Annotated in this window: 10 protein-coding genes and 1 tRNA gene; 9 read left to right on the plus strand and 2 right to left on the minus strand. The window is 70.1% G+C overall.

Translation table 11 applies throughout. From position 1 onward, the window contains the following. The coding region (locus ACK4JY_RS07260; RefSeq protein WP_409604220.1) for a septal ring lytic transglycosylase RlpA family protein at positions 1–610 on the minus strand (610 nt) is incomplete at its 3' end. A gap of 97 nt (positions 611–707) precedes the next feature. Here ACK4JY_RS07260 and ACK4JY_RS07265 point away from each other — a divergent pair. From ACK4JY_RS07265 to glgX, 9 genes are all read left to right on the plus strand, one after another. Next, positions 708–797: transfer RNA gene (locus ACK4JY_RS07265), tRNA-Ser, on the plus strand. Between the two features lie 103 nt (positions 798–900). Beyond that, positions 901–3,807, plus strand: coding sequence for an alpha-1,4-glucan--maltose-1-phosphate maltosyltransferase (locus tag ACK4JY_RS07270; protein WP_409604222.1), 2,907 nt, complete (start codon positions 901–903; stop codon positions 3,805–3,807). 11 nt (positions 3,808–3,818) lie between these two features. Further along, entirely contained in the window at positions 3,819–7,082 is a 3,264-nt protein-coding gene (gene treS, locus ACK4JY_RS07275; protein WP_409604224.1) for a maltose alpha-D-glucosyltransferase, read from the plus strand. Then, positions 7,082–9,325 (plus strand): 1,4-alpha-glucan branching protein GlgB, encoded by a 2,244-nt coding sequence (glgB, locus tag ACK4JY_RS07280; RefSeq protein ID WP_409604226.1) that lies wholly within the window; start codon positions 7,082–7,084, stop codon positions 9,323–9,325. The genes treS and glgB overlap by 1 nt, the downstream gene beginning before the upstream one ends. A 2-nt stretch (positions 9,326–9,327) precedes the next feature. Then, entirely contained in the window at positions 9,328–11,073 is a 1,746-nt protein-coding gene (gene treZ, locus ACK4JY_RS07285) for a malto-oligosyltrehalose trehalohydrolase (RefSeq protein WP_409604228.1), read from the plus strand. After that, on the plus strand, positions 11,070–13,043 hold the full coding sequence (gene malQ, locus ACK4JY_RS07290) for a 4-alpha-glucanotransferase (protein ID WP_409604230.1): 1,974 nt from the start codon (positions 11,070–11,072) through the stop codon (positions 13,041–13,043). Before treZ ends, malQ begins: the two co-directional genes overlap by 4 nt. After that, entirely contained in the window at positions 13,040–15,595 is a 2,556-nt protein-coding gene (gene treY, locus ACK4JY_RS07295) for a malto-oligosyltrehalose synthase (protein ID WP_409604232.1), read from the plus strand. Before malQ ends, treY begins: the two co-directional genes overlap by 4 nt. 30 nt (positions 15,596–15,625) lie before the next feature. After that, complete coding sequence (locus ACK4JY_RS07300) at positions 15,626–15,898, plus strand: hypothetical protein (protein WP_409604234.1); 273 nt, start codon at positions 15,626–15,628, stop codon at positions 15,896–15,898. 80 nt (positions 15,899–15,978) lie between these two features. Next, positions 15,979–18,099, plus strand: coding sequence for a glycogen debranching protein GlgX (glgX, locus tag ACK4JY_RS07305; protein ID WP_409604236.1), 2,121 nt, complete (start codon positions 15,979–15,981; stop codon positions 18,097–18,099). 21 nt (positions 18,100–18,120) lie between these two features. On the opposite strand, the gene ACK4JY_RS07310 is transcribed toward glgX, so the two are convergent. Beyond that, complete coding sequence (locus ACK4JY_RS07310) at positions 18,121–19,488, minus strand: DUF6880 family protein (protein ID WP_409604238.1); 1,368 nt, start codon at positions 19,486–19,488, stop codon at positions 18,121–18,123. Between the last annotated feature and the right edge of the window lie 33 nt (positions 19,489–19,521).

The following is a 19,521-nucleotide window of genomic DNA, read 5'->3' on the forward strand; positions in this document are numbered from 1 at the left end:
GCGGCGGCGGCAAGGCGGCGAGCCGTTGGTAGGGGACCGGGCCGATCGCCGGCGCGGGCGGCGCCGGGGCCGGAGCCGGAGCCGGCGCGGCGGCGTACTGCAGGGTCGAGCCGCCGCCCTGACGCGGAGCGCGGCCCAGATAGCGCACCCTCACCTCCCCCACCCCGGCGCGGCGCAGGTCGAGGGCGTCGGCGGCGCCGCGCGACAGGTCGATGATGCGGCTGTCGACGAACGGGCCGCGATCGTTGACGCGCAGCACGACGCGGCGGCCGTTGGCGAGGTTGGTGACCTCGACCAGACCGGGCAGCGGCAGGGTCTTGTGGGCCGCGGTCAGGGCGTTCATGTCGAATCGCTCGCCGGTGGCCGTGGGGCGGCCGTGGAACTGGTCGCCGTACCACGAGGCCAGGCCGGTCTCGTCGTAGCGGGGCTGTTCCTCGGGCCGGTACCAGCGGCCGCGGATCTGGTAGGGCCGCATCGTCCCGGAGACGATGGGGGCCGGATCGGTGACGACCGGCAGGCCGCCGACGCCCGGCTTCGCCCCGCCGGCGCAGGCGGCCAGCAGCGAAAGCAGGCCGGCGGCGAGGAGTCCCCTGAGAAGTTTCGCGGCCATGGTTCCGTCCCTTGAGGGCCGCGAGGATGGCGCCAGAGATTTCCGCTTTGGTTAACGGGGTGTTTGGCGCTATGCGGCGGGTCCGCTCGCGGGACACGGACAGGTGGCCGAGTGGTTTAAGGCAGCGGTCTTGAAAACCGCCGTAGGTGTGAGCCTACCGTGGGTTCGAATCCCACCCTGTCCGCCACGCTCTCGTTTCCTTCCGCAAGTCGACAACCCCGTCTTTCGGGGAACAGGCGGAGCCGGGCGTCGTTCTTAGATCACACCCCTCGCGCCTGCTCTGGAAGCTCATGCCCCTGAACGCCACCGGCGCGCCTATGCGCGCCTGCATAATCGACGCCGTCTCTCTGCAGGCCGGAAGCCCCGACGTTCGTCCGGGCGAGATCGCCGGCCTCGGTTTCGACCTTCTGGTGGTTCGACTGAATCCGGGCTTCTACGGCGGCCCTCGTCCGGACGAGGATATCTTGCCGGATGGGCTGAAGGAGGCAGCGCAGCGGGCCGGGCAGGCGCTGGCCGCGGAACTGCCGCCGTTGCTGCTGGACGCCGACCATCCGATAGCCCGGGCCGAGCCGCGCGCCTTTCTGCCCAATCCGGCGACCGGCAGTCTCGGTGCGACCGATCCGCGCCGACCGGAGACCCTGCACGACGGCCGTCTGAGGCTGGCGCGCGCCGAACCCGGCTCGGCCGTGGCCGACTGGCTTGCGGGCCTGCTCGCCCCGCTCGCCGAACAATTCGACCTGGTCCTGCCGCCCCCGGGGGAAGTCGCGCTGGGCCGGCTACTGTCGACGCTGCAGGGTGAGGGGAACGCGTCGGCCGGAATCGAAACCGCGCCCCGGATTGGCCTGAACGGCGGGACGCTGTCGGTCGAGGATCGGCGGGCCGCGCTGGCCGCCATCGCGCTGGAGGGTCGAGGCTGGATCATGGAGGCGGGCTACGGGGACGGGGTCGCCGACGCGGTGCGGGCGACCAACGCCCTGCTCCGCCGCGCCGGCGCCGGCGACCCGGTGCGGCGGCTGACCGGGCCCGCCGCCGATCTGGATGTCCGCCTGACGCGACGCGGCGGGGAAGGCCTGCTGCTGGTCCGCAACCGCACAGGCGAGAGCCTGGCCTGCACCGCCGAGACCTTGCCGGCCGCCGGGCTGACGGGACTGACTCCGGTTCCGGGCTTCGACGGCGACCAGCCTGACAGCATCGGGCCTCATGGCGTGCGGCTGTTCGCGGCGCGACCATCCGCATCCGTCCGGCCAAAGCGGGCGCGGGCGAGCCAGGACCTGAAGGCGGCCACGGCCGCGGCGGCGCGGGTCGTCGTCGACAACCTCGACCCGTCGGTTGACCAGGGGACCTATGCCGTCAAACGCGTCGTCGGAGACCGACTCGAGGTCGAGGCGGATGTCGTCACCGACGGTCACGAACAACTGGCCGCCGCCCTGCTGGTCAAGGCCGACGATGAGGCCGACTGGCGGCGGTATCCGATGGAGGCGCTGCCGAACGACCGGTTCGCCGGCTCGGCGCCGCTGCTGCGGCTGGGCCGTCACGCCTATGTCGTCGAGGCCTGGATCGACGAATGGGGCGGCTTCGTCCGCGACTTCCGCAAGAAGCTTGACGCCGGTCTGGACCTGTCGCTGGAGGTGCGCGAGGGCCGCGCCCTGATCGAGGCCGCCGGGTCCGCGCTGAAGTCTTTCGTCACCGAGCTGGACGCGACCGATGAGGCGGATGCCCGCGCGATGCTGATGCTGCGCGACGATCTGCACGCGGCGATGGAGGCGGCGGTGACGCCGCGCTTCCTGACCCGCAGCCATGTGCAGCCTGTCGAGGTCGAGCGGGAGGCGGCGCGGTTCTCCAGCTGGTACGAGTTGTTCCCCCGCTCGCAGACGGATGACAAGGCCCGCCCCGGCAAGCTGCTGGACGTCATCGGCGCCCTGCCCCGGGTTCAGGCCATGGGCTTTGACACCCTGTACTTCACCCCGATCCATCCGATCGGCCGACGCAACCGCAAGGGGCCGAACAACACCCTGACGCCCGGGCCGGACGACGTGGGCAGCCCCTACGCCATCGGCGCGGCGGAGGGCGGTCATGCCGACATCCACCCCGAGCTCGGCACGCTGGAGGACTTCCGCACCCTGGTGGCCGCGGCAGCGGAGCACGGGCTGGAGATCGCGCTCGACTTCGCCATCCAGTGCGCCCCCGACCACCCGTGGCTGACGGAACACCCCGGCTGGTTCGCCTGGCGACCCGACGGGTCGATGAAATACGCCGAGAACCCGCCGAAGAAATATCAGGACATCGTCAACGTCGACTTCTACACCGGCGACGCGGTCCCGGGCCTGTGGCTGGCGCTGCGCGACGTGGTGCTGTTCTGGGCCGGCGAGGGCGTGCGCGTGTTCCGCGTCGACAATCCGCACACCAAGCCGCTGCCGTTCTGGCGCTGGATGATCGCCGAGGTGAAGGCAGCCTATCCCGATGTGCTGTTCCTGTCGGAGGCCTTCACCCGGCCCAAGCCGATGTATCAGCTGGCCAAGGTCGGGTTCTCGCAGTCGTACACCTACTTCACCTGGCGCAACACCAAGGCCGAACTGACCGAATATCTGACCCAGCTTAACGGGCCGGTGCGGGAGTTCTTCCGGCCCCATTTCTTCGTCAACACCCCCGACATCAATCCGTATTTCCTGCAGTCCGGGACCCGCGCCGCCTTCCTGATCCGGGCCGCCCTGGGGGCCACGCTGTCCGGTCTGTTCGGCGTCTATGCCGGGTTCGAACTGTGCGAGTTCGAGGCTCTGCCGGGCCGCGAGGAATATCTGGACAGCGAGAAATACGAGGTCCGCGTCCGCCCTGATCGCCGGCCGGGCGACATCGTCGACGAGATCACCCAGCTGAACGCCCTGCGCCGCGACCATCCGCATCTGCAGAGCCACCTCGGGGTGACCTTCCACAACGCCTTCAACGACCAGATCCTCTACTTCTCCAAGACTGCGCCCGGCCACGAAGACCGCATTCTGGTGGCGGTCAACCTCGACCCCCACCATCCGCAGGAAGCCGATTTCGAGGTCCCGCTGTGGGAGTTCGGTCTCGGCGACGGCGACAGCGTCGCGGTCGAGGATCTGCTGGAGGGCCATGCCTTCCGCTGGACCGGCAAGACCCAGCATCTCCGCCTGACGCCCGAGCGTCCCTACGCCATCTGGCGCATCTCCAAGTCCTGAACTGAGTTTCCATGGTCAAAGCCAAACCCGCCGCGTTCGACAAGGACCCCCTGTGGTACAAGGACGCCGTCATCTACCAACTGCACGTCAAGTCGTTCTTCGACAGCGACAATGACGGCGTCGGCGACTTCCCGGGGCTGATCTCCAAGCTCGACTACATCGTCGACATGGGGGTCAACTGCATCTGGTTGCTGCCCTTCTATCCGTCGCCGCGACGGGACGACGGCTATGACATCGCCGAGTACCGGGATGTGCACCCGGAATACGGCAAGATGGCCGATGTGCGCCGGCTGATTCAGGAGGCCCACGCGCGCGGCATCCGGGTCATCACCGAGCTGGTCATCAACCACACCTCGGACCAGCACCCGTGGTTCCAGCGGGCGCGCAAGGCGAAGAAGGGCTCGGCCCATCGGGACTTCTACGTCTGGTCCGACACCGACAAGGCCTATGCCGGCACGCGGATCATCTTCTGCGACACCGAGAAGTCGAACTGGACCTGGGACGAGGAGGCGCAGGCCTATTTCTGGCACCGGTTCTACAGCCACCAGCCGGATCTGAATTTCGACAATCCGCAGGTGCTGAAGGCGGTGCTGTCGGTGATGCGGTTCTGGCTCGATCTCGGCATCGACGGGCTGCGGCTGGACGCCATCCCCTATCTGATCGAGCGCGAGGGCACCTCGAACGAGAACCTCGACGAAACCCACGACGTGCTGCGGGCCATCCGGACGGAGCTGGACGCGACCTATCCGGACCGCATGCTGCTGGCCGAGGCCAATATGTGGCCCGAAGACACCCAGGCCTATTTCGGTCGCGACGGCGACGAATGCCACATGGCGTTCCACTTCCCGCTGATGCCGCGGATGTACATGGCCATCGCCCAGGAAGATCGCTTCCCGATCACCGACATCATGCGCCAGACTCCGGAGATTCCGGAGAATTGCCAGTGGGCCATATTCCTGCGCAACCACGACGAGCTGACGCTGGAGATGGTGACCGACAAGGAGCGGGACTATCTGTGGGAGACCTATGCCTCGGATCGCCGGGCGCGGATCAACCTCGGCATCCGGCGCCGGCTGGCCCCCCTGCTGGAGCGTGACCGTCGCCGCGTCGAGCTGATGAACTGCCTGCTGCTGACCATGCCCGGCACGCCGGTGCTCTATTACGGCGACGAGATCGGCATGGGCGACAACATCCACCTCGGCGACCGCGACGGCGTGCGCACGCCGATGCAGTGGTCGTCGGACCGCAACGGCGGCTTCAGCCGGGCCGACCCGGCCTCGCTGGTTCTGCCGGCCATTCAGGACCCGCTGTACGGCTATCAGGCGGTCAATGTCGAAGCCCAGTGGCGCGACCCGCATTCGCAGCTGAACTGGACCCGCCGGATGCTGGCCGTGCGCGCCCAGCACCAGGCCTTCGGGCGCGGTCAGCAGCGCTTCCTGCGGCCTCAGAACCGCAAGATCCTGGCCTATTATCGCGAGCATGAGGGCGAGGTGATCCTGTGCGTCGCCAATGTCTCCCGCTCGGCCCAGGCGGTCGAGCTGGACCTGTCCGAGTTCGCCGGCCGCATCCCGGTCGAACTGTCGGCGGGCACCCCCTTCCCGGCCATCGGCCGGCTGACCTACCTGCTGACCCTGCCGCCCTATGGCTTCCTGTGGTTCCTGCTGAGCGAGGAGGCCGATGCCCCCGCGTGGAGCAGCGCCACCCCGGGTCTGGGCGTCGAACATCACACCTTCGTCCTGCGTTCGGGCCTGATGGACGTGGTCGGGGGCGGATCGCGCGACACGCTGCAGAAGGAAATCCTGCCGGAGTACATCGCCCAGCGCCGCTGGTTCCAGAGCAAGGACCACGAGATCGCGGATATCCGGATCAACGCCATCGACGCCCTGCCCGGCTCGGACGGCGAGGCGCTGTTCGTCGAGCTGGACGTCAACGCCGGAGACACGGTCGACCGCTACGCCCTGCCGCTCGCCGTCGCCTGGGAGGACGAGCCGAACCATCCGTTCGAGGCGCCGCTGGCGCTTGCGCGGGTGCGCCGTGGACGACGGGTCGGATTGCTGACCGACGCCTTCGCCTCGCCGATGCTGGCTCACGCCCTCGTCCGGGGCCTGAAGACCGGGGCCGAGAGCGCCCTGGCCGACGGGGGCCGGCTGGTCTGCCGGCCAACGGCGGCGGTCACCGACCTCGAACTGCCCGAGGACGCCGAGATCGAATGGCCGGCGGCGGAGCAGACCAATTCGACCATGATCGTCGGCCGCCAGGCCGTGATCAAACTGTTCCGGCGCCTGACGCCCGGGGTGCATCCGGAGGCGGAGATGAACCGGGCGCTGACCGAGCGCGGCTTCAGCGGATCGCCGGCCCTGCTGGGCGAGGTGATCCGCTATGAGGCCGACGGAACGGCCTGGACCGTGGCCATCATACAGGCCTATGTGCAGAACCAGGGCGACGGGTGGGCCTGGACGCTCGACCAGTTGCGCCGCGTCATCGATGAGGGGGCGACCCCGTTCGGGCGCGACGACGCCAGCACCTTCGAACCCTATGCCGCCTTCGCCCGGACGCTGGGACTGCGGATCGGCCAGATGCATGCGGCGCTGGCCTCCCCCGACGAGGATCCGGCCTTCGCGCCGGAGACCGCCGACAAGGCGTTGACCGCCGCCTGGGCCGATCAGGCGAGAACGGAGATCGGCGAGGCGCTGGACCTGCTGGCCCGGACCGAGCTGTCGCACGAAAACCGGACGCTGGCTGACGCGGTCATCGCCGAACGCGACCTGCTGACGGCTTCGGTCGACCGGCTGCTCAAGGACGCCGTCGGCGCGCCCAGCACGCGGGTGCACGGCGACCTCCACCTCGGCCAGGTGCTGGTCGCGGGGGCCGATGTGCAGATCATCGATTTCGAGGGCGAGCCGCGCAAGACCATCGCCCAGAGGACGGCCAAGGCCAGTCCGCTGCGCGACCTCGCCGGCGTGCTGCGCTCGTTCGACTACGCCGCGGCCCTCGCGTCGCGCACCAGTCTCGTCGCCGGCGGCGGCGATGCCGAGGTGCGGGCCCAGGGCCTGTTGCAGCGCTTCCGGCAGGAGGCGCGGGCGGCCCTGCTGGAAGGCTATGCCGAGGGCGGCGGCGACGCCGTGCCGCCGGTGAACGAAGGCCTGCTCGCGGTCTTCACCCTCGAGAAGGCGGCGTACGAGATCGCCTATGAGGCCGCCAACCGGCCGGACTGGATCGGCGTGCCGCTGCAGGGCCTCGCCGACCTGACCCAACAGATCAAGGAAGGTCTGTAATGGCCCGGACTCTCACCAAGCTGCGCAAGAACACGCCTGAAACCGCGAGCGAAGGCGTCGCCGCGCCTCTGACCGACCCGATCGCCGCCGAGGCCCTGTCGGGCGGCGGGCTGTCCGACCCGTTCGCGGTGCTGGGCCCGCACCGGGTCGGCGAGCGCTTCGTGGTGCGCGCCTTCCTGCCGGGCGCGGAAGGCGTCGAGCTGGTCGCGCGTGACGACGGCGCCTCGCTGGGCCGGTTGGAGCGCGAAGGCGACTCCGACCTGTGGACCGGCGCGCGGTCGGACGACGTCCCCTATCTGCTGCGTATCCAGTGGCCGGGCGCGGTGCAGGAAACGGAGGACCCCTACAGCTTCGGGCCGATCCTCGGCGAGCTGGACCTGCATCTGTTTTCCGAGGGGTCGCACTGGGATCTGGCCCAGAAGCTCGGTTCGGCCGAGACCGTGTGCGAAGGCGTCGCCGGGGTGCGGTTCGCCGTCTGGGCGCCGAATGCGAGACGGGTCTCGGTCGTCGGCGACTTCAACATGTGGGACGGCCGTCGGCACCCGATGCGGCGGCGTGGCGAGTCCGGCGTCTGGGAGCTGTTCCTGCCGCGGCTGACCGCCGGCGCGACCTACAAATACGAGATCGTCGGGCCGCACGGACACATCCTGCCGCAGAAAGCGGACCCGCTGGCGCGGCAGACCGAGCTGCCGCCGGCGACCGCCTCGGTGGTCGCCTCGCCCGACGCCTTCGTCTGGACCGACCAGCGCTGGATGGCCGACCGCGCCGGGCGCCAGTCGGCGACATCACCGATCTCGATCTATGAGGTCCACGCCGCCTCCTGGCTGCGGCCCGACGGCAATGACAGCACCCTGGACTGGCAGGGGCTGAGCGACCGGCTGATCCCCTATGCGGTGCGGCTGGGCTTCACCCATATCGAGCTGCTGCCGATCATGGAGCATCCGTTCGGCGGCTCATGGGGGTATCAGCCGCTGTCGCAGTTCGCCCCCTCGGCCCGCTACGGCTCGCCGGCCGAGTTCGCCGGCTTCGTCGACGCCTGCCACGCGGCCGGCCTGGGGGTGATCCTCGACTGGGTTCCAGCCCACTTCCCGACCGACGTTCACGGCATGGCCGAGTTCGACGGCACCCATCTGTACGAGCACGCCGACCCGCGCGAAGGCTTCCACCAGGACTGGAACACCCTGATCTTCAACCTCGGGCGGCGCGAGGTGTCAGGCTATCTGCTGGCCTCGGCGCTGTACTGGCTGGAGACCTTCCACATCGACGGCCTGCGCGTCGATGCCGTGGCCTCGATGCTGTACCGCGACTACAGCCGCGCGCACGACCAGTGGGTGCCCAACGTCCACGGCGGGCGCGAGAACCTCGAGTCGATCGCCTTCCTCAAGCGGCTGAACACCCTGGTCAAGGAACGGGCCCCGGGGGCGATCACCCTGGCCGAAGAGTCCACCGCCTGGCCGGGCGTGTCGCGGCCGGTCGAACAGGGCGGGCTCGGCTTCGACTTCAAATGGAACATGGGCTGGATGCACGACACCCTGACCTATCTGGGCCAGGATCCGATCTATCGATCCTACAACCACCACGACATGACCTTCGGGCTGGTCTACGCCTTCTCGGAGCATTTTGTGCTGCCGCTCAGCCATGACGAGGTCGTGCACGGCAAGGGCTCGCTGTTCGAGCGGGCGCCAGGCGACCCGTGGCGCAAGCTGGCCAATCTGCGCGCCTACTACAGCTTCATGTGGACCCATCCGGGCAAGAAGCTGATGTTCATGGGGCTGGAGATCGGCCAGCAGCGCGAGTGGAACCACGATGCGCAGATCGACTGGGACCTGCTGGAGCAGCCGGGGCATGCCGGGTTGCAGCAGCTGGTGGCCGATCTGAACCGGCTGTACCGCGACGAGCCCGCCCTGCACCGCACCGACTCCGATCCGGCCGGGTTCGACTGGCTGATCGGCGACGCCGCGGCCGACAGCGTCTTCGCCTGGGTGCGCCGGACGGAGGGCGCGCCGCCGCTGATGATCGTGCTGAACATGACCCCGGTCGTGCGCGAGGGCTATCGCGTGGGCGCGCCAGCCGAAGGCCGCTGGGCCGAGATCCTCAACACCGACTCGGGTCTGTATGGCGGGGGCGACATCGGCAACGCCGGCGAGGTCTGGACCCGGCCGGAACCGGCCCATGGGCGACCCTGCTCGATCGAGGTCACCCTGCCGCCGCTGGCGGCGCTGGTGTTCCGGCTGGAGTCCTGAGCATGACGCCGCAGGCGGGCGCCGCCCGGAACGTCCACTACCGCTTCGGACCGCGCATCGAGGCGGACGGGGTGCGCTTTCGGCTGTGGGCGCCGGGCGCGGAGGGTCTGACCGTCGAGATCGAGGGCGGGCCGACCGTGCCGCTGAAGCCCGCGGAGGACGGGTTTGTCGAGGCGACAGCGCCGGGCGGTGCGGGGACGCGCTACCGGTTCGTCACCGCCGACGGCCATCGGGTCCCCGACCCCGCATCACGCCGACAGGCCGAGGATGTCGACGGGCCCAGCGTCGTTGAGCCGATCGACGCCTATGCTTGGCGGAACGATGCGTGGACCGGTCGGCCGTGGGCCGAGACGGTCATCTACGAGCTGCATGCGGGAGTCATGGGCGGCTATGCGGGGATTGCGGCGGCGCTGCCGGGGCTGGCGGAGCTGGGCGTGACCGCCATCGAGCTGATGCCGATCAACGACTTTTCCGGCACGCGGAACTGGGGCTACGACGGGGTGCTGCCGTTCGCGCCGGACAGCGCCTATGGCTCGCCGGACGAGCTCCGCGGCCTGATCGACCGGGCCCACGATCTGGGCCTGATGGTCTTTCTGGACGTGGTCTACAATCACTTCGGGCCGGAAGGGAACTGGCTGCCGACCTACGCCCCGGCTTTCTTTGACGCCGGGGAACAGACGCCGTGGGGGGCGGCGATCGACTTCCGCAATCCGGATGTGCGGCGCTTCTTCACCGAGAACGTCCTGTACTGGCTGCACGCCTTCCGGTTCGACGGCCTCAGGTTCGACGCGGTCCACGCCATCCTCGACCAGAGCTGGCTGACCGAGATGGCGGCCGAGGTGCGGGCCAGTCTGCCGGCCGACCGCCACGTCCACCTGATGCTCGAGAACGAGGCCAATTCGCCGGGGCCGCTGGAAGCCGGGTTCGACGCCCAGTGGAACGACGACTTCCACAATGTCCTGCATGTGCTGCTGACCGGCGAGACGCACGGCTATTACGAAGGCTTCGCCCAATCGCCGACCGAAAAGCTCGCCCGCTGTCTGGCGGAGGGGTTCATCTATCAGGGCGAGACACCGCCCGGGGGCCATCCGCGCGGCGCGCCCAGCGGCCACCTGCGGCCGACCGCCTTCGTCAGCTTCCTGCAGAACCATGACCAGACCGGCAACCGGGCCATGGGCGAACGGCTGATCGCCCTCGCCCACCCCGAAGCCCTGAAGGCCGCGGTCGCCCTGATGCTGCTGTCGCCGCAAATCCCGATGCTGTTCATGGGCGAGGAAGTCGGGGCGCGCGAGCCGTTCCTGTTCTTCACCGACTTCCACGACGACCTCGCCGACGCCGTCCGCGAGGGCCGTCGCCGGGAGTTCGCCAGGGCCCCCGAGTTTGCCGACCCCGAGCGCCGCAAGACCATCCCTGATCCGAACGCCATGACCACCTTCGAGGCGTCGCGGTGGACCGACACGGCCCCGGACGCCGCCAACTGGCGGGCGCTCTACAAGGCGCTGCTGGATCTGCGGGTCCGGCGGATCACGCCGCATCTGAACGACGTCCGGTCGCTCGGGGCCGACGTCCTGGCCGACCGCTGCGTGATGGCGCGGTGGCGGCTGGGCGACGGGTCGCGGCTGACCCTCGCCGTCAACCTCGGCGACACCGCGGTCGCCGCCGACCTGCCCACGGCGGCGCCGGTCTACGGCGAGGGCGCGGCCGACAAGCTGGCCGCCTTCGAGACCCGCGCCTGGATCGAGTCATGAGCAATGCCTCGCTTCTGGCGCTCGCCTCACGGGCCGGGCTGTCGGCCGGGTGGAGCGATTACCGTGGTCAGCCGCAGACGGTTTCCGACGAGGTTCTGACGGCCCTGTTGGCGGCCATGGGGATCGACGCCGGCAGTGAAGCGGCCCGGCTCGCCGCCCTGGAACGACTCGAGCGCGAGGCGGCGGAGCCGCCGGCGATGATCGTGGCGCGGGCGGGACAGCGGATCGAGCTCGCCGGTCGCGGGCCCGCCGAACTGCATTTTGAGACAGGCGGCAGCCAGACGCTGAAGCTCCGCCACGAGGGTGACCGGATATCGTTCCGGGTCCCGCGACAGCTCGGCTACCACCGTCTCGAGCTGGACGGCGCGGCCGTGACACTCGCGATCTGCCCGCCGCGGGCGCTGCGGGTGGGCGACGTGGCCGGGGGTCGCCGGCTCTGGGGGCTCGCCGTGCAGATCTACGCCCTGAATGGCGGCGGCCCGTTCGGCGATTTCGGCGACCTCGGCCGATTCTCGGCCACGGCCGCCGGACTCGGCGCCGATGCTGTGGCGGTCAGCCCGGTGCACGCCCTGTTCGCCGCCGACCCGGGCCGCTACGGCCCCTATGGGCCCTCGACGCGGCTGTTTCTGAATCCCCTCTACGCGCGCGCCGAAGCGCTTGGCGAGGCCCCTGAGGAAGAGCTGATCGACTGGCCCCCGGCGGCCGCGGCGAGGCTGGCGGCGCTCCGCCGGGGCTATGACGCCTTCCGCGGTTCCGGCGAAGGCCGGGCGGACTTCGACGCCTTCGTGCGCGCGGGCGGCGACCTGCTGCTGGCCCACGCACGGTTCGAAGCGCTCGACGCCCGCTTCCGGCCGCAGGGTCTGTACATCTGGCGCGACTGGCCGGGCGGCTACGCCGACGCCGCCAGTCCGGCGGTCCAGGCCCTGTCGCCCGACGACCCCGAGGTCGAATTCCACCTCTACGCCCAGTGGCGGGCCGACGCTGATCTGGGCGCGGCCCAGGCGGCGGCGCGGGACGCGGGCATGGCTATCGGCCTGATCGCCGACATGGCGGTCGGCATGGACGGCTGGGGCAGCCACGCCTGGAGCCGGCCCGACGACGTTCTGGTCGGCGTCAGCGTCGGCGCGCCGCCCGATCTTCTCGGGCCGGATGGCCAGAGCTGGGGCCTGACCACCTTCTCGCCGACGGCGCTGCGCCGCACCGGCTATGCGCCCTTCCTCGCCACCCTGCGCGCCTCGATGCGGCGGGCCGGCGGGGTTCGCATCGACCACGCCATCGGGCTGCAGCGGCTGTGGGTGACGCCGGAGGGGCGACCGGCCTCGGACGGCGCCTATCTGGCCTATCCGCGCGACGACCTCCTGAACCTGATCGCCCTCGAGTCGCACCGACATGGGGCCGTGGTGATCGGCGAGGACCTCGGCACGGTGCCGGAGGGCTTCCGCGAGGCCAGCACCGCCGCGGGCATGGCCGGCATGCGGGTGCTGTGGTTCGAACGCAGCCGCGACGGCGGCTTCAGTTCGCCCCGCACCTGGGGCCGGGACGCGGTGGCCATGACCACCACCCACGACCTGCCGACCGTCGACGGCTGGTGGCGCGGTCGCGACATCGACTGGCGCGCGCAGATCCATCCCGAGGGCGACGAGGCCGGCGCGCGAGCGGAGCGGGCGACCGACCGGGGCCGGCTGTGGCGGGCCATGGTGCAGTCCGGCGCGGCGGAGGGGCCCGAGCCCGGCGTGGCCCAGGCGGCCGACGCCGTCCTGCCCGCCCTGCTCCATGTCGCAAGCAGCGCCTGCGACCTGGCCATCCTGCCGATCGAGGACGCCCTCGGCGAGGTCGAACAGCCGAACCTGCCCGGCACCACCACCGAACACCCGAACTGGCGACGACGCCTGCCCCGCGGCGAGGGGCTGGACCAGCCCGAAGTCGCCGCCCGGCTGGCCGCCGTCGACGCAAGAAGGACCCGCCGTTGACCCTCAGATCCAGCCTGCCGCGCGCCACCTACCGGCTGCAGTTCCACAAGGAATTCACCTTCGACGACGCCGTCGCCATCGTCCCCTATCTGGCCGATCTGGGAATCAGCCATGTCTACGCCTCGCCGATCCTGACGGCGCGGGCGGGGTCGATGCACGGCTATGACGGGGTCGATCCGACGGCCATCAATCCGGAGCTGGGCGGCGAGGCGGGTTTCCGCCGGCTGTGCGCCGCCCTCGCCGCCCGCGGCCTCGGGGTGATCGTCGACATCGTGCCCAACCATATGGCGGTCGGCGGGGCCGACAACCGCTGGTGGCTGGACGTGCTGGAGAAGGGCCGCGACAGCGCCTTCGCCGACTGGTTCGACATCGATTTCGACGGACCCGAGCCCGAGTTGCAGGGCAAGGTTCTCGCCCCCTTCCTCGGCTCCACCTACGCCGAAGCGCTGGCCGACGGATCGCTGCGGCTGATCTGGGACGAAGACCTGAAGAAGCTGGCGTTCGCCTATGGGCCACACCGCTTCCCGTTGCGGCCCGAGGACTACGCCGAGGTCGGCGGGTCCGATCCGGCCGCTGCCGACCTGAACGCGTGGAACGACCCCGACCGGCTGCACGCCCTGCTCGAACGGCAGAATTTCCGCCTCGCCCTGTGGAGCGTCGCAGGCGACATCATCAACTGGCGCCGCTTCTTCGACATCAGCGAACTGGCCGGGCTGCGGATGGAAAACCCGGCGACCTTCGACGCCGTCCATGCGGTGATCTTCGGCCTGTATGCGGAAGGGCTGATTGACGGCGTTCGGGTCGACCATGTCGACGGCCTGTCCGATCCGGCCGCCTATTGCCGGACCCTGCGGTCCCGCCTCAATGGCCTCGCCGGAGACCGGCCGGCGTCGGCGGCGGACGGTCCGGCCTATATCGTGGTCGAAAAGATCCTCGCCGCCGGCGAACCGCTGCCGGAAGACTGGGGCGTTGAGGGCACCAGCGGCTACGACTTCATGAACCAGGTCTCGGCGCTGCAGCACGACCCGGACGGGGCCGCCCCCCTGACGGCGCTGTGGACCGAGATCAGCGGCCGCGCCGCGGAGTTCGAGGCGGAGGAGACCGCCGCCCGGGTGGAGATTCTGACCGGCGGCTTCGATGGCCAGCTGACCGCGGCCGCGCGCGCCCTGCGCCAGCTGGCCGCCGCGCGGACGGAAACGCGCGATCTGACGACGGCGGCGTTCCGGCGGGCGCTGATCCGCTGGATCACCCATCTGCGGGTCTATCGCAGCTACGCCACGGGCCACGCCGATAGCCCGGCTCCAGGCGAGGCAGTGGACCGGGCGCTGGACCTGGCCCGCGCCGAGGCGCCGGCCGAGACCGCCGCGGTCGATTTCATCGCGGGTCTTCTGAACGGGGCGCACGGCGAGGCGGACGCGGCGGCGGATACGGTTCGCCGTTTGAACCAGCTGACGGCGCCGGTCACGGCCAAGGCGGTCGAGGACACGGCCTTCTATCGCTACGGACGGCTGCTCTCGCGCAACGACGTCGGTTTCGAACCGGCCCGCCTGTCGATGACGCCGGAAGAATTCATCCAGTCCGGCGTCGACCGCGCGGCCGATTGGCCGCACGCGATGCTGGCCACGGCGACCCACGACCACAAACGCGGCGAGGACGTGCGCGCGCGCCTGGCCGTGCTCAGCGAGGCCCCGGACGCCTGGGCCACGGCGGTTCGGTCATGGTTCGCGATGAACGCCGGCGTCCGCCCGGCGGGGCTCGCGCCGGATGACGAGTACCAGCTGTATCAGACGCTGGTCGGGGCCTGGCCGACAGGGCTGCCGGCCGACGACGCCGCCGGTCTGGGGGCCTTCGCGGGGCGGATCGAGGCGTGGCGCGAGAAGTCGCTGCGCGAGGCCAAGCTGAGATCGTCCTGGGCCCGCCCGGACGCGGACTACGAAGCGGCCAGCCGCGACTTCATCCGGGCGCTGCTGGACCCGCGACGGTCGGCGGCCTTCCTCGCCGACCTGACGGCTTTCGTGGCCCGGATCGCCCCGGCCGGCGCGATCAACGGCGTGGTCCAGGCGGCGATCCGCTGCCTGTGGCCGGGCGTGCCCGATCTCTATCAAGGCGCCGAGCTGGAAGACCTGAGTCTGGTCGACCCCGACAACCGGCGGCCGGTCGACTATGAGCGAGTCGCCCGGCTGCTGGCGGACGAGGCGACCGACGCGCCCGGCGCGATGAAGCTGCGGACGGTGGCGCGGCTGCTGTCGGCCCGCGCGGCCGATCCGGAGCTTTTCGCCCGCGGGTCGCTGGAGCCGGTGGCGGTGGAGGGGGAAAGAGCCGCCCATCTGCTGGCCTTCCGCCGCAGCTTCGCCGGTCGCGGCTTCACCGCCGCGGTCCCGCTTCGGATCGCCAACGCCCTTGAGAACGGCGCCGCGCCAGGCAGGGCCTGGTGGGGCGATACCCGCTACAGCGTAAACGGCCGCTCGGTTCTCGCGGCGGACTCGCTGATCGGACAGAGCATCGCATTTCATCGCTTTCCGGGGAATGCGGGCAACGAAGGCGCGGCATGAACGTTGGACATACCCTGCCCGAACAACCGAGTGTCCCAGATTTTTCGCCCGCTTTCAGATCCAGACTATAGCGCGCTGTCCGGCCTGCTGGTGGCTGAGGCGGGGGTGTATGTTCTGGGGCTGGCGAGCGCGCAGGATCGGCTCGCCCGCGCCGGTCTGTGCACCGCTGACGGCATGGTCACCGCCGCCGGCCGGTCCGCCCACGCAGCCGAAAAAGCCCGACGGGCCGCGGACGGGTCGACGGAGTCCGCCCTGCCCCGGTCGCCGCCGATGCCCGACAACCACTATTCGATCGCCTCCTGACGCCGGATTCCTCCGGCGCCCGCCCTCCCCGTTAACCGCCGGACGGATCCGACCCGGATCGTTCGGACCATGAGCCGCCCATGACAACCTATGAGACCTTCCCGGTCACCCCCGGATCGCCGACGCCCCGCGGCGCCACCTGGGATGGCGAGGGTGTCAATTTCTCGATCTTCTCGGCCCATGCGACCCGGGTTGAGGTCTGCTTCTTCGACCCCAGCGGCGAGGTCGAGACGCACCGCGTGACCCTGCCCGAGTACACCGACCAGATTTTCCACGGCTATATACCGGGCCTCGGCCCGAACCAGGTCTATGGCTACCGGGTGTACGGCCCCTATGAGCCGCACGAGGGCCACCGGTTCAATCCCAACAAGCTGCTGCTCGATCCCTATGCCCGGGCGCACATGGGCGAGATCCGGTGGAACGACGCCTGTTTCGGCTACACCATCGGCCATCCCGACGCCGACCTCAGCTTCGACACCCGGGACAGCGCCCCCTATGTGCCCAAATGCGTGGTGGTCGATCCCGACTTCGACTGGCAGGGCGAGCCGGGCCGGATCTTCACCCCGTGGGACCGGACGATCGTCTATGAGACCCACGTCAAGGGTTTCACCCAACGCCACCCCGACGTGCCGGAACACCTGCGCGGCACATACGCCGGACTCGGCTCGCCCGAGGTCATCAAACACATCCGGTCGCTGGGCGTGACCTCCGTCGAACTGCTGCCGGTGCACACCTTCCTCGACGACAGCCATCTGCTGGACAAGGGGCTGCGCAACTACTGGGGCTACAACTCGATCGGCTTCTTCGCCCCGGATCCGCGCTACGCCTCCGACCGCGCCCAGACCCTGCGCGAGTTCAAGGAGATGGTCGCCCGCTTCCACGACGCCGGCCTCGAGGTGATCCTCGACGTGGTCTACAACCACACGGCGGAGGGCAATGAGCTGGGCCCGACCCTGTCGTTCAAGGGCATCGACAACTTCAGCTACTACCGCACCATGCCCGACGAGCGGCGCTATTACATCAACGACACGGGCACCGGGAACACCGTCAATCTAAGCCATCCGCGGGTGCTGCAGATGGTGACGGACAGCCTGCGCTACTGGGTGCAGGAGACCCATGTCGACGGCTTCCGCTTTGACCTCGGCACCATTCTGGCGCGCGAACCGAACGGCTTCGACAACCGCAGCGGCTTCCTCAAGGCCTGCAGTCAGGACCCGGTGCTGGCGACGGTCAAGCTGATCGCCGAGCCGTGGGACTGCGGCCCCGGCGGCTATCAGGTCGGCGGCTTCCCGCCCGGCTGGTCCGAATGGAACGACAAATTCCGCGACACCACGCGGGACTTCTGGCGCGGGCACGCCCCGATCGGGGAGATGGCGCGCCGGCTGCAGGGGTCGGGGGACCTTTTCGACCACGAAGGCCGCCGGCCGTGGGCCAGCGTCAACTTCGTCACCGCCCACGACGGCATGACCCTCAACGACCTCGTCACCTATAACGACAAGCACAATGAGGCCAATGGCGAGGGCAACCGGGACGGCTCAGACCATGACCGGTCATGGAACTGCGGCCACGAAGGGCCGACCGACGATGCGGCGATCAACGCCCTGCGCCTGCAACAGATGCGCAACATGCTGGCCTCCCTGCTGCTGGCCCAAGGGGTGCCGATGATACTCGCCGGCGACGAGTTCGGCCGCACCCAGCAGGGCAACAGCAACGCCTATTGCCAGGACAATGAGATCAGCTGGCTGGACTGGGACATCGGCGACCGCGGGCGCGAGATCATGGACTTCGTCCGGCTGCTCACCACCTTGCGCGCCGGGCACCCGGCCCTGCGGAGCCGGCATTTCCTCGGACGCTTCGGCCAGTCGCGGGAGGAGCGCGACCTGATCTGGCTGAGGGCGAACGGCGAGGAGATGAGCGAGGCAGACTGGCAGGACGGGGACGCCCGCTTCTTCGGAATGCTGATCAACGCCGCTGGCGCTGACGGAGGCCGGGATACGGTGATGATCGTGCTGAACGGCGATCACCAGCTGACGCCGTTCAGCCTGCCGGCGGCCCCCGGCGGCGGTGGCTGGACCCGGGTTCTCGACACCAGCGACGACCGGACCGGGGCGACGGACGCCTTGGAGCAAGGCGACGCCTACGGCGTGGCCGGGCGGTCGATGGTGTTGTTCAGCTGCGGAACCGCGCCAGCGCAAGGCTGACGATACGACGCCCGGCGCCGCTCACCAGCGGCGGGATCGCGGCGCCGCCAGCGCGCGGAGCTCGGCGACGAAGGTCGCGTGGTCGTCGATGTCTTGGTCATCGTCGAGAGCGGTCGCCAACGCCTCGGCCTCGGCGATCAGGCCTTCGACCTCTTCGGTGATCGCGCCGCCGAGGGCGACGAGCGCCCTCGCCCGCGAGCGGGTCAGCAGCAGGGCCGCCAGCGGGAAGCGACCAGCCAGCCGCGCCGCCCAGAGCGGCATGTCGTCGTGCCCGCCGCGCAGCTCGCCCCGTCGACGCTCGACGAGGTCCGCCGCTTCCCGCAGCGCCGGCCAGGTCATCAGGAAGGCCAATCCCTTCATCGCGTCCGGGTGGCCGGCGGCGAGGGCGAAGGCCCGGTCGAGCGCGACGACGTCCTCAAAGTCGGCGAGCTTCGCGATCAGCGCGCGCAGCTGGTCGGCCGACAGGGTGCGCTCGAATGCCCGCCATCTCGCGGCGTCCGCCTCTTCGTCCCGGCCTTCCGCCTCGAGCACGGCGATCTCGGCGGCCAGCCACGCGTCCGGAGGCGGGGGCGGCTCGGCGCTGCCGCGGCCCGGCCGGGCGGGGGTATTGACCGGGCGGGCCGCTTCGAGGGCGGCCCGCGCCTCGGCGGGTCGACCGGCTTCGGCCAGACGGCGGGCGATCTCAGCGCCGATGTCGGGCTTGCGACCGTCGTCTTCGGCGATCGACTGGATCCACGCATCCAGATCGCCGCTGCGGTCGGCCAGCTTGCGCACGACCAGGGCCAGCCGACCGGTCGGCTTGGGCCGCCCCTGTGTCAGGTCGACGAGCAGTCGCTGCGCCAGCTCGGGGCTCAGACCTTGCGCCCCGCGCCCCACCCATGACGCCCATGGGTTCAAACGCGTCGACAGGGCCTCGCCGAGGACCGGCGCGGCGTTGTCGAGGCCGGCCGCCGAGGTGACGGCGCCAAGATCGGCCGTCGCCGCATCGAACAACAGCGGCAGCTCGCCCTTGGCGTCGCTGACCCGGGCGCCGAGCGCCGGGTAGAGATCGAACCAGCCGACCAGCCGGTCGAGCGCCAGCCTCGCGTCCAGCGGGGCGAGACGGTCGACGATGACGCGGCGGAGCGACTGGAGATCGTTGAGCAGCGCCGGACGCTTGCGCCACGACACACGGGCCCGGCTGGTCGCCAGGGTGTTCAGACGTTTGTCGATTTCCAGCGACAGGTCCGCCGCGCTGATCTCGGCCGCCAGCTCCATGCGGAGCCGTCGTTTGAGGGCCGGATCAATGGAGGCCGCCTCGAACAGCAGGGCCGACAGCCGCTCCGCGCCAAGCGCGAGCAGATTCGCAGCGTTGACCGTCTTTTTTGGGGTGGGGACTCGCCTGGCCATAGGACCCGTAGACCGCAGGGGCGTGGACCTGCG

It is taken from the genome of Brevundimonas sp. (genome assembly GCF_046295595.1).
GTDB lineage: Bacteria > Pseudomonadota > Alphaproteobacteria > Caulobacterales > Caulobacteraceae > Brevundimonas.

What these genes read in the sequence shown, in the direction of transcription:
- malQ (WP_409604230.1), top strand. Translation starts at nt 11,070, where the DNA reads ATGAGCAATGCCTCGCTTCTGGCGCTCGCCTCACGGGCCGGGCTGTCG.
- treS (WP_409604224.1), top strand. Translation starts at nt 3,819, where the DNA reads ATGGTCAAAGCCAAACCCGCCGCGTTCGACAAGGACCCCCTGTGGTAC.
- treZ (WP_409604228.1), top strand. Translation starts at nt 9,328, where the DNA reads ATGACGCCGCAGGCGGGCGCCGCCCGGAACGTCCACTACCGCTTCGGA.
- glgB (WP_409604226.1), top strand. Translation starts at nt 7,082, where the DNA reads ATGGCCCGGACTCTCACCAAGCTGCGCAAGAACACGCCTGAAACCGCG.
- ACK4JY_RS07310 (WP_409604238.1), bottom strand. Translation starts at nt 19,488, where the DNA reads ATGGCCAGGCGAGTCCCCACCCCAAAAAAGACGGTCAACGCTGCGAAT.
- glgX (WP_409604236.1), top strand. Translation starts at nt 15,979, where the DNA reads ATGACAACCTATGAGACCTTCCCGGTCACCCCCGGATCGCCGACGCCC.
- ACK4JY_RS07270 (WP_409604222.1), top strand. Translation starts at nt 901, where the DNA reads ATGCCCCTGAACGCCACCGGCGCGCCTATGCGCGCCTGCATAATCGAC.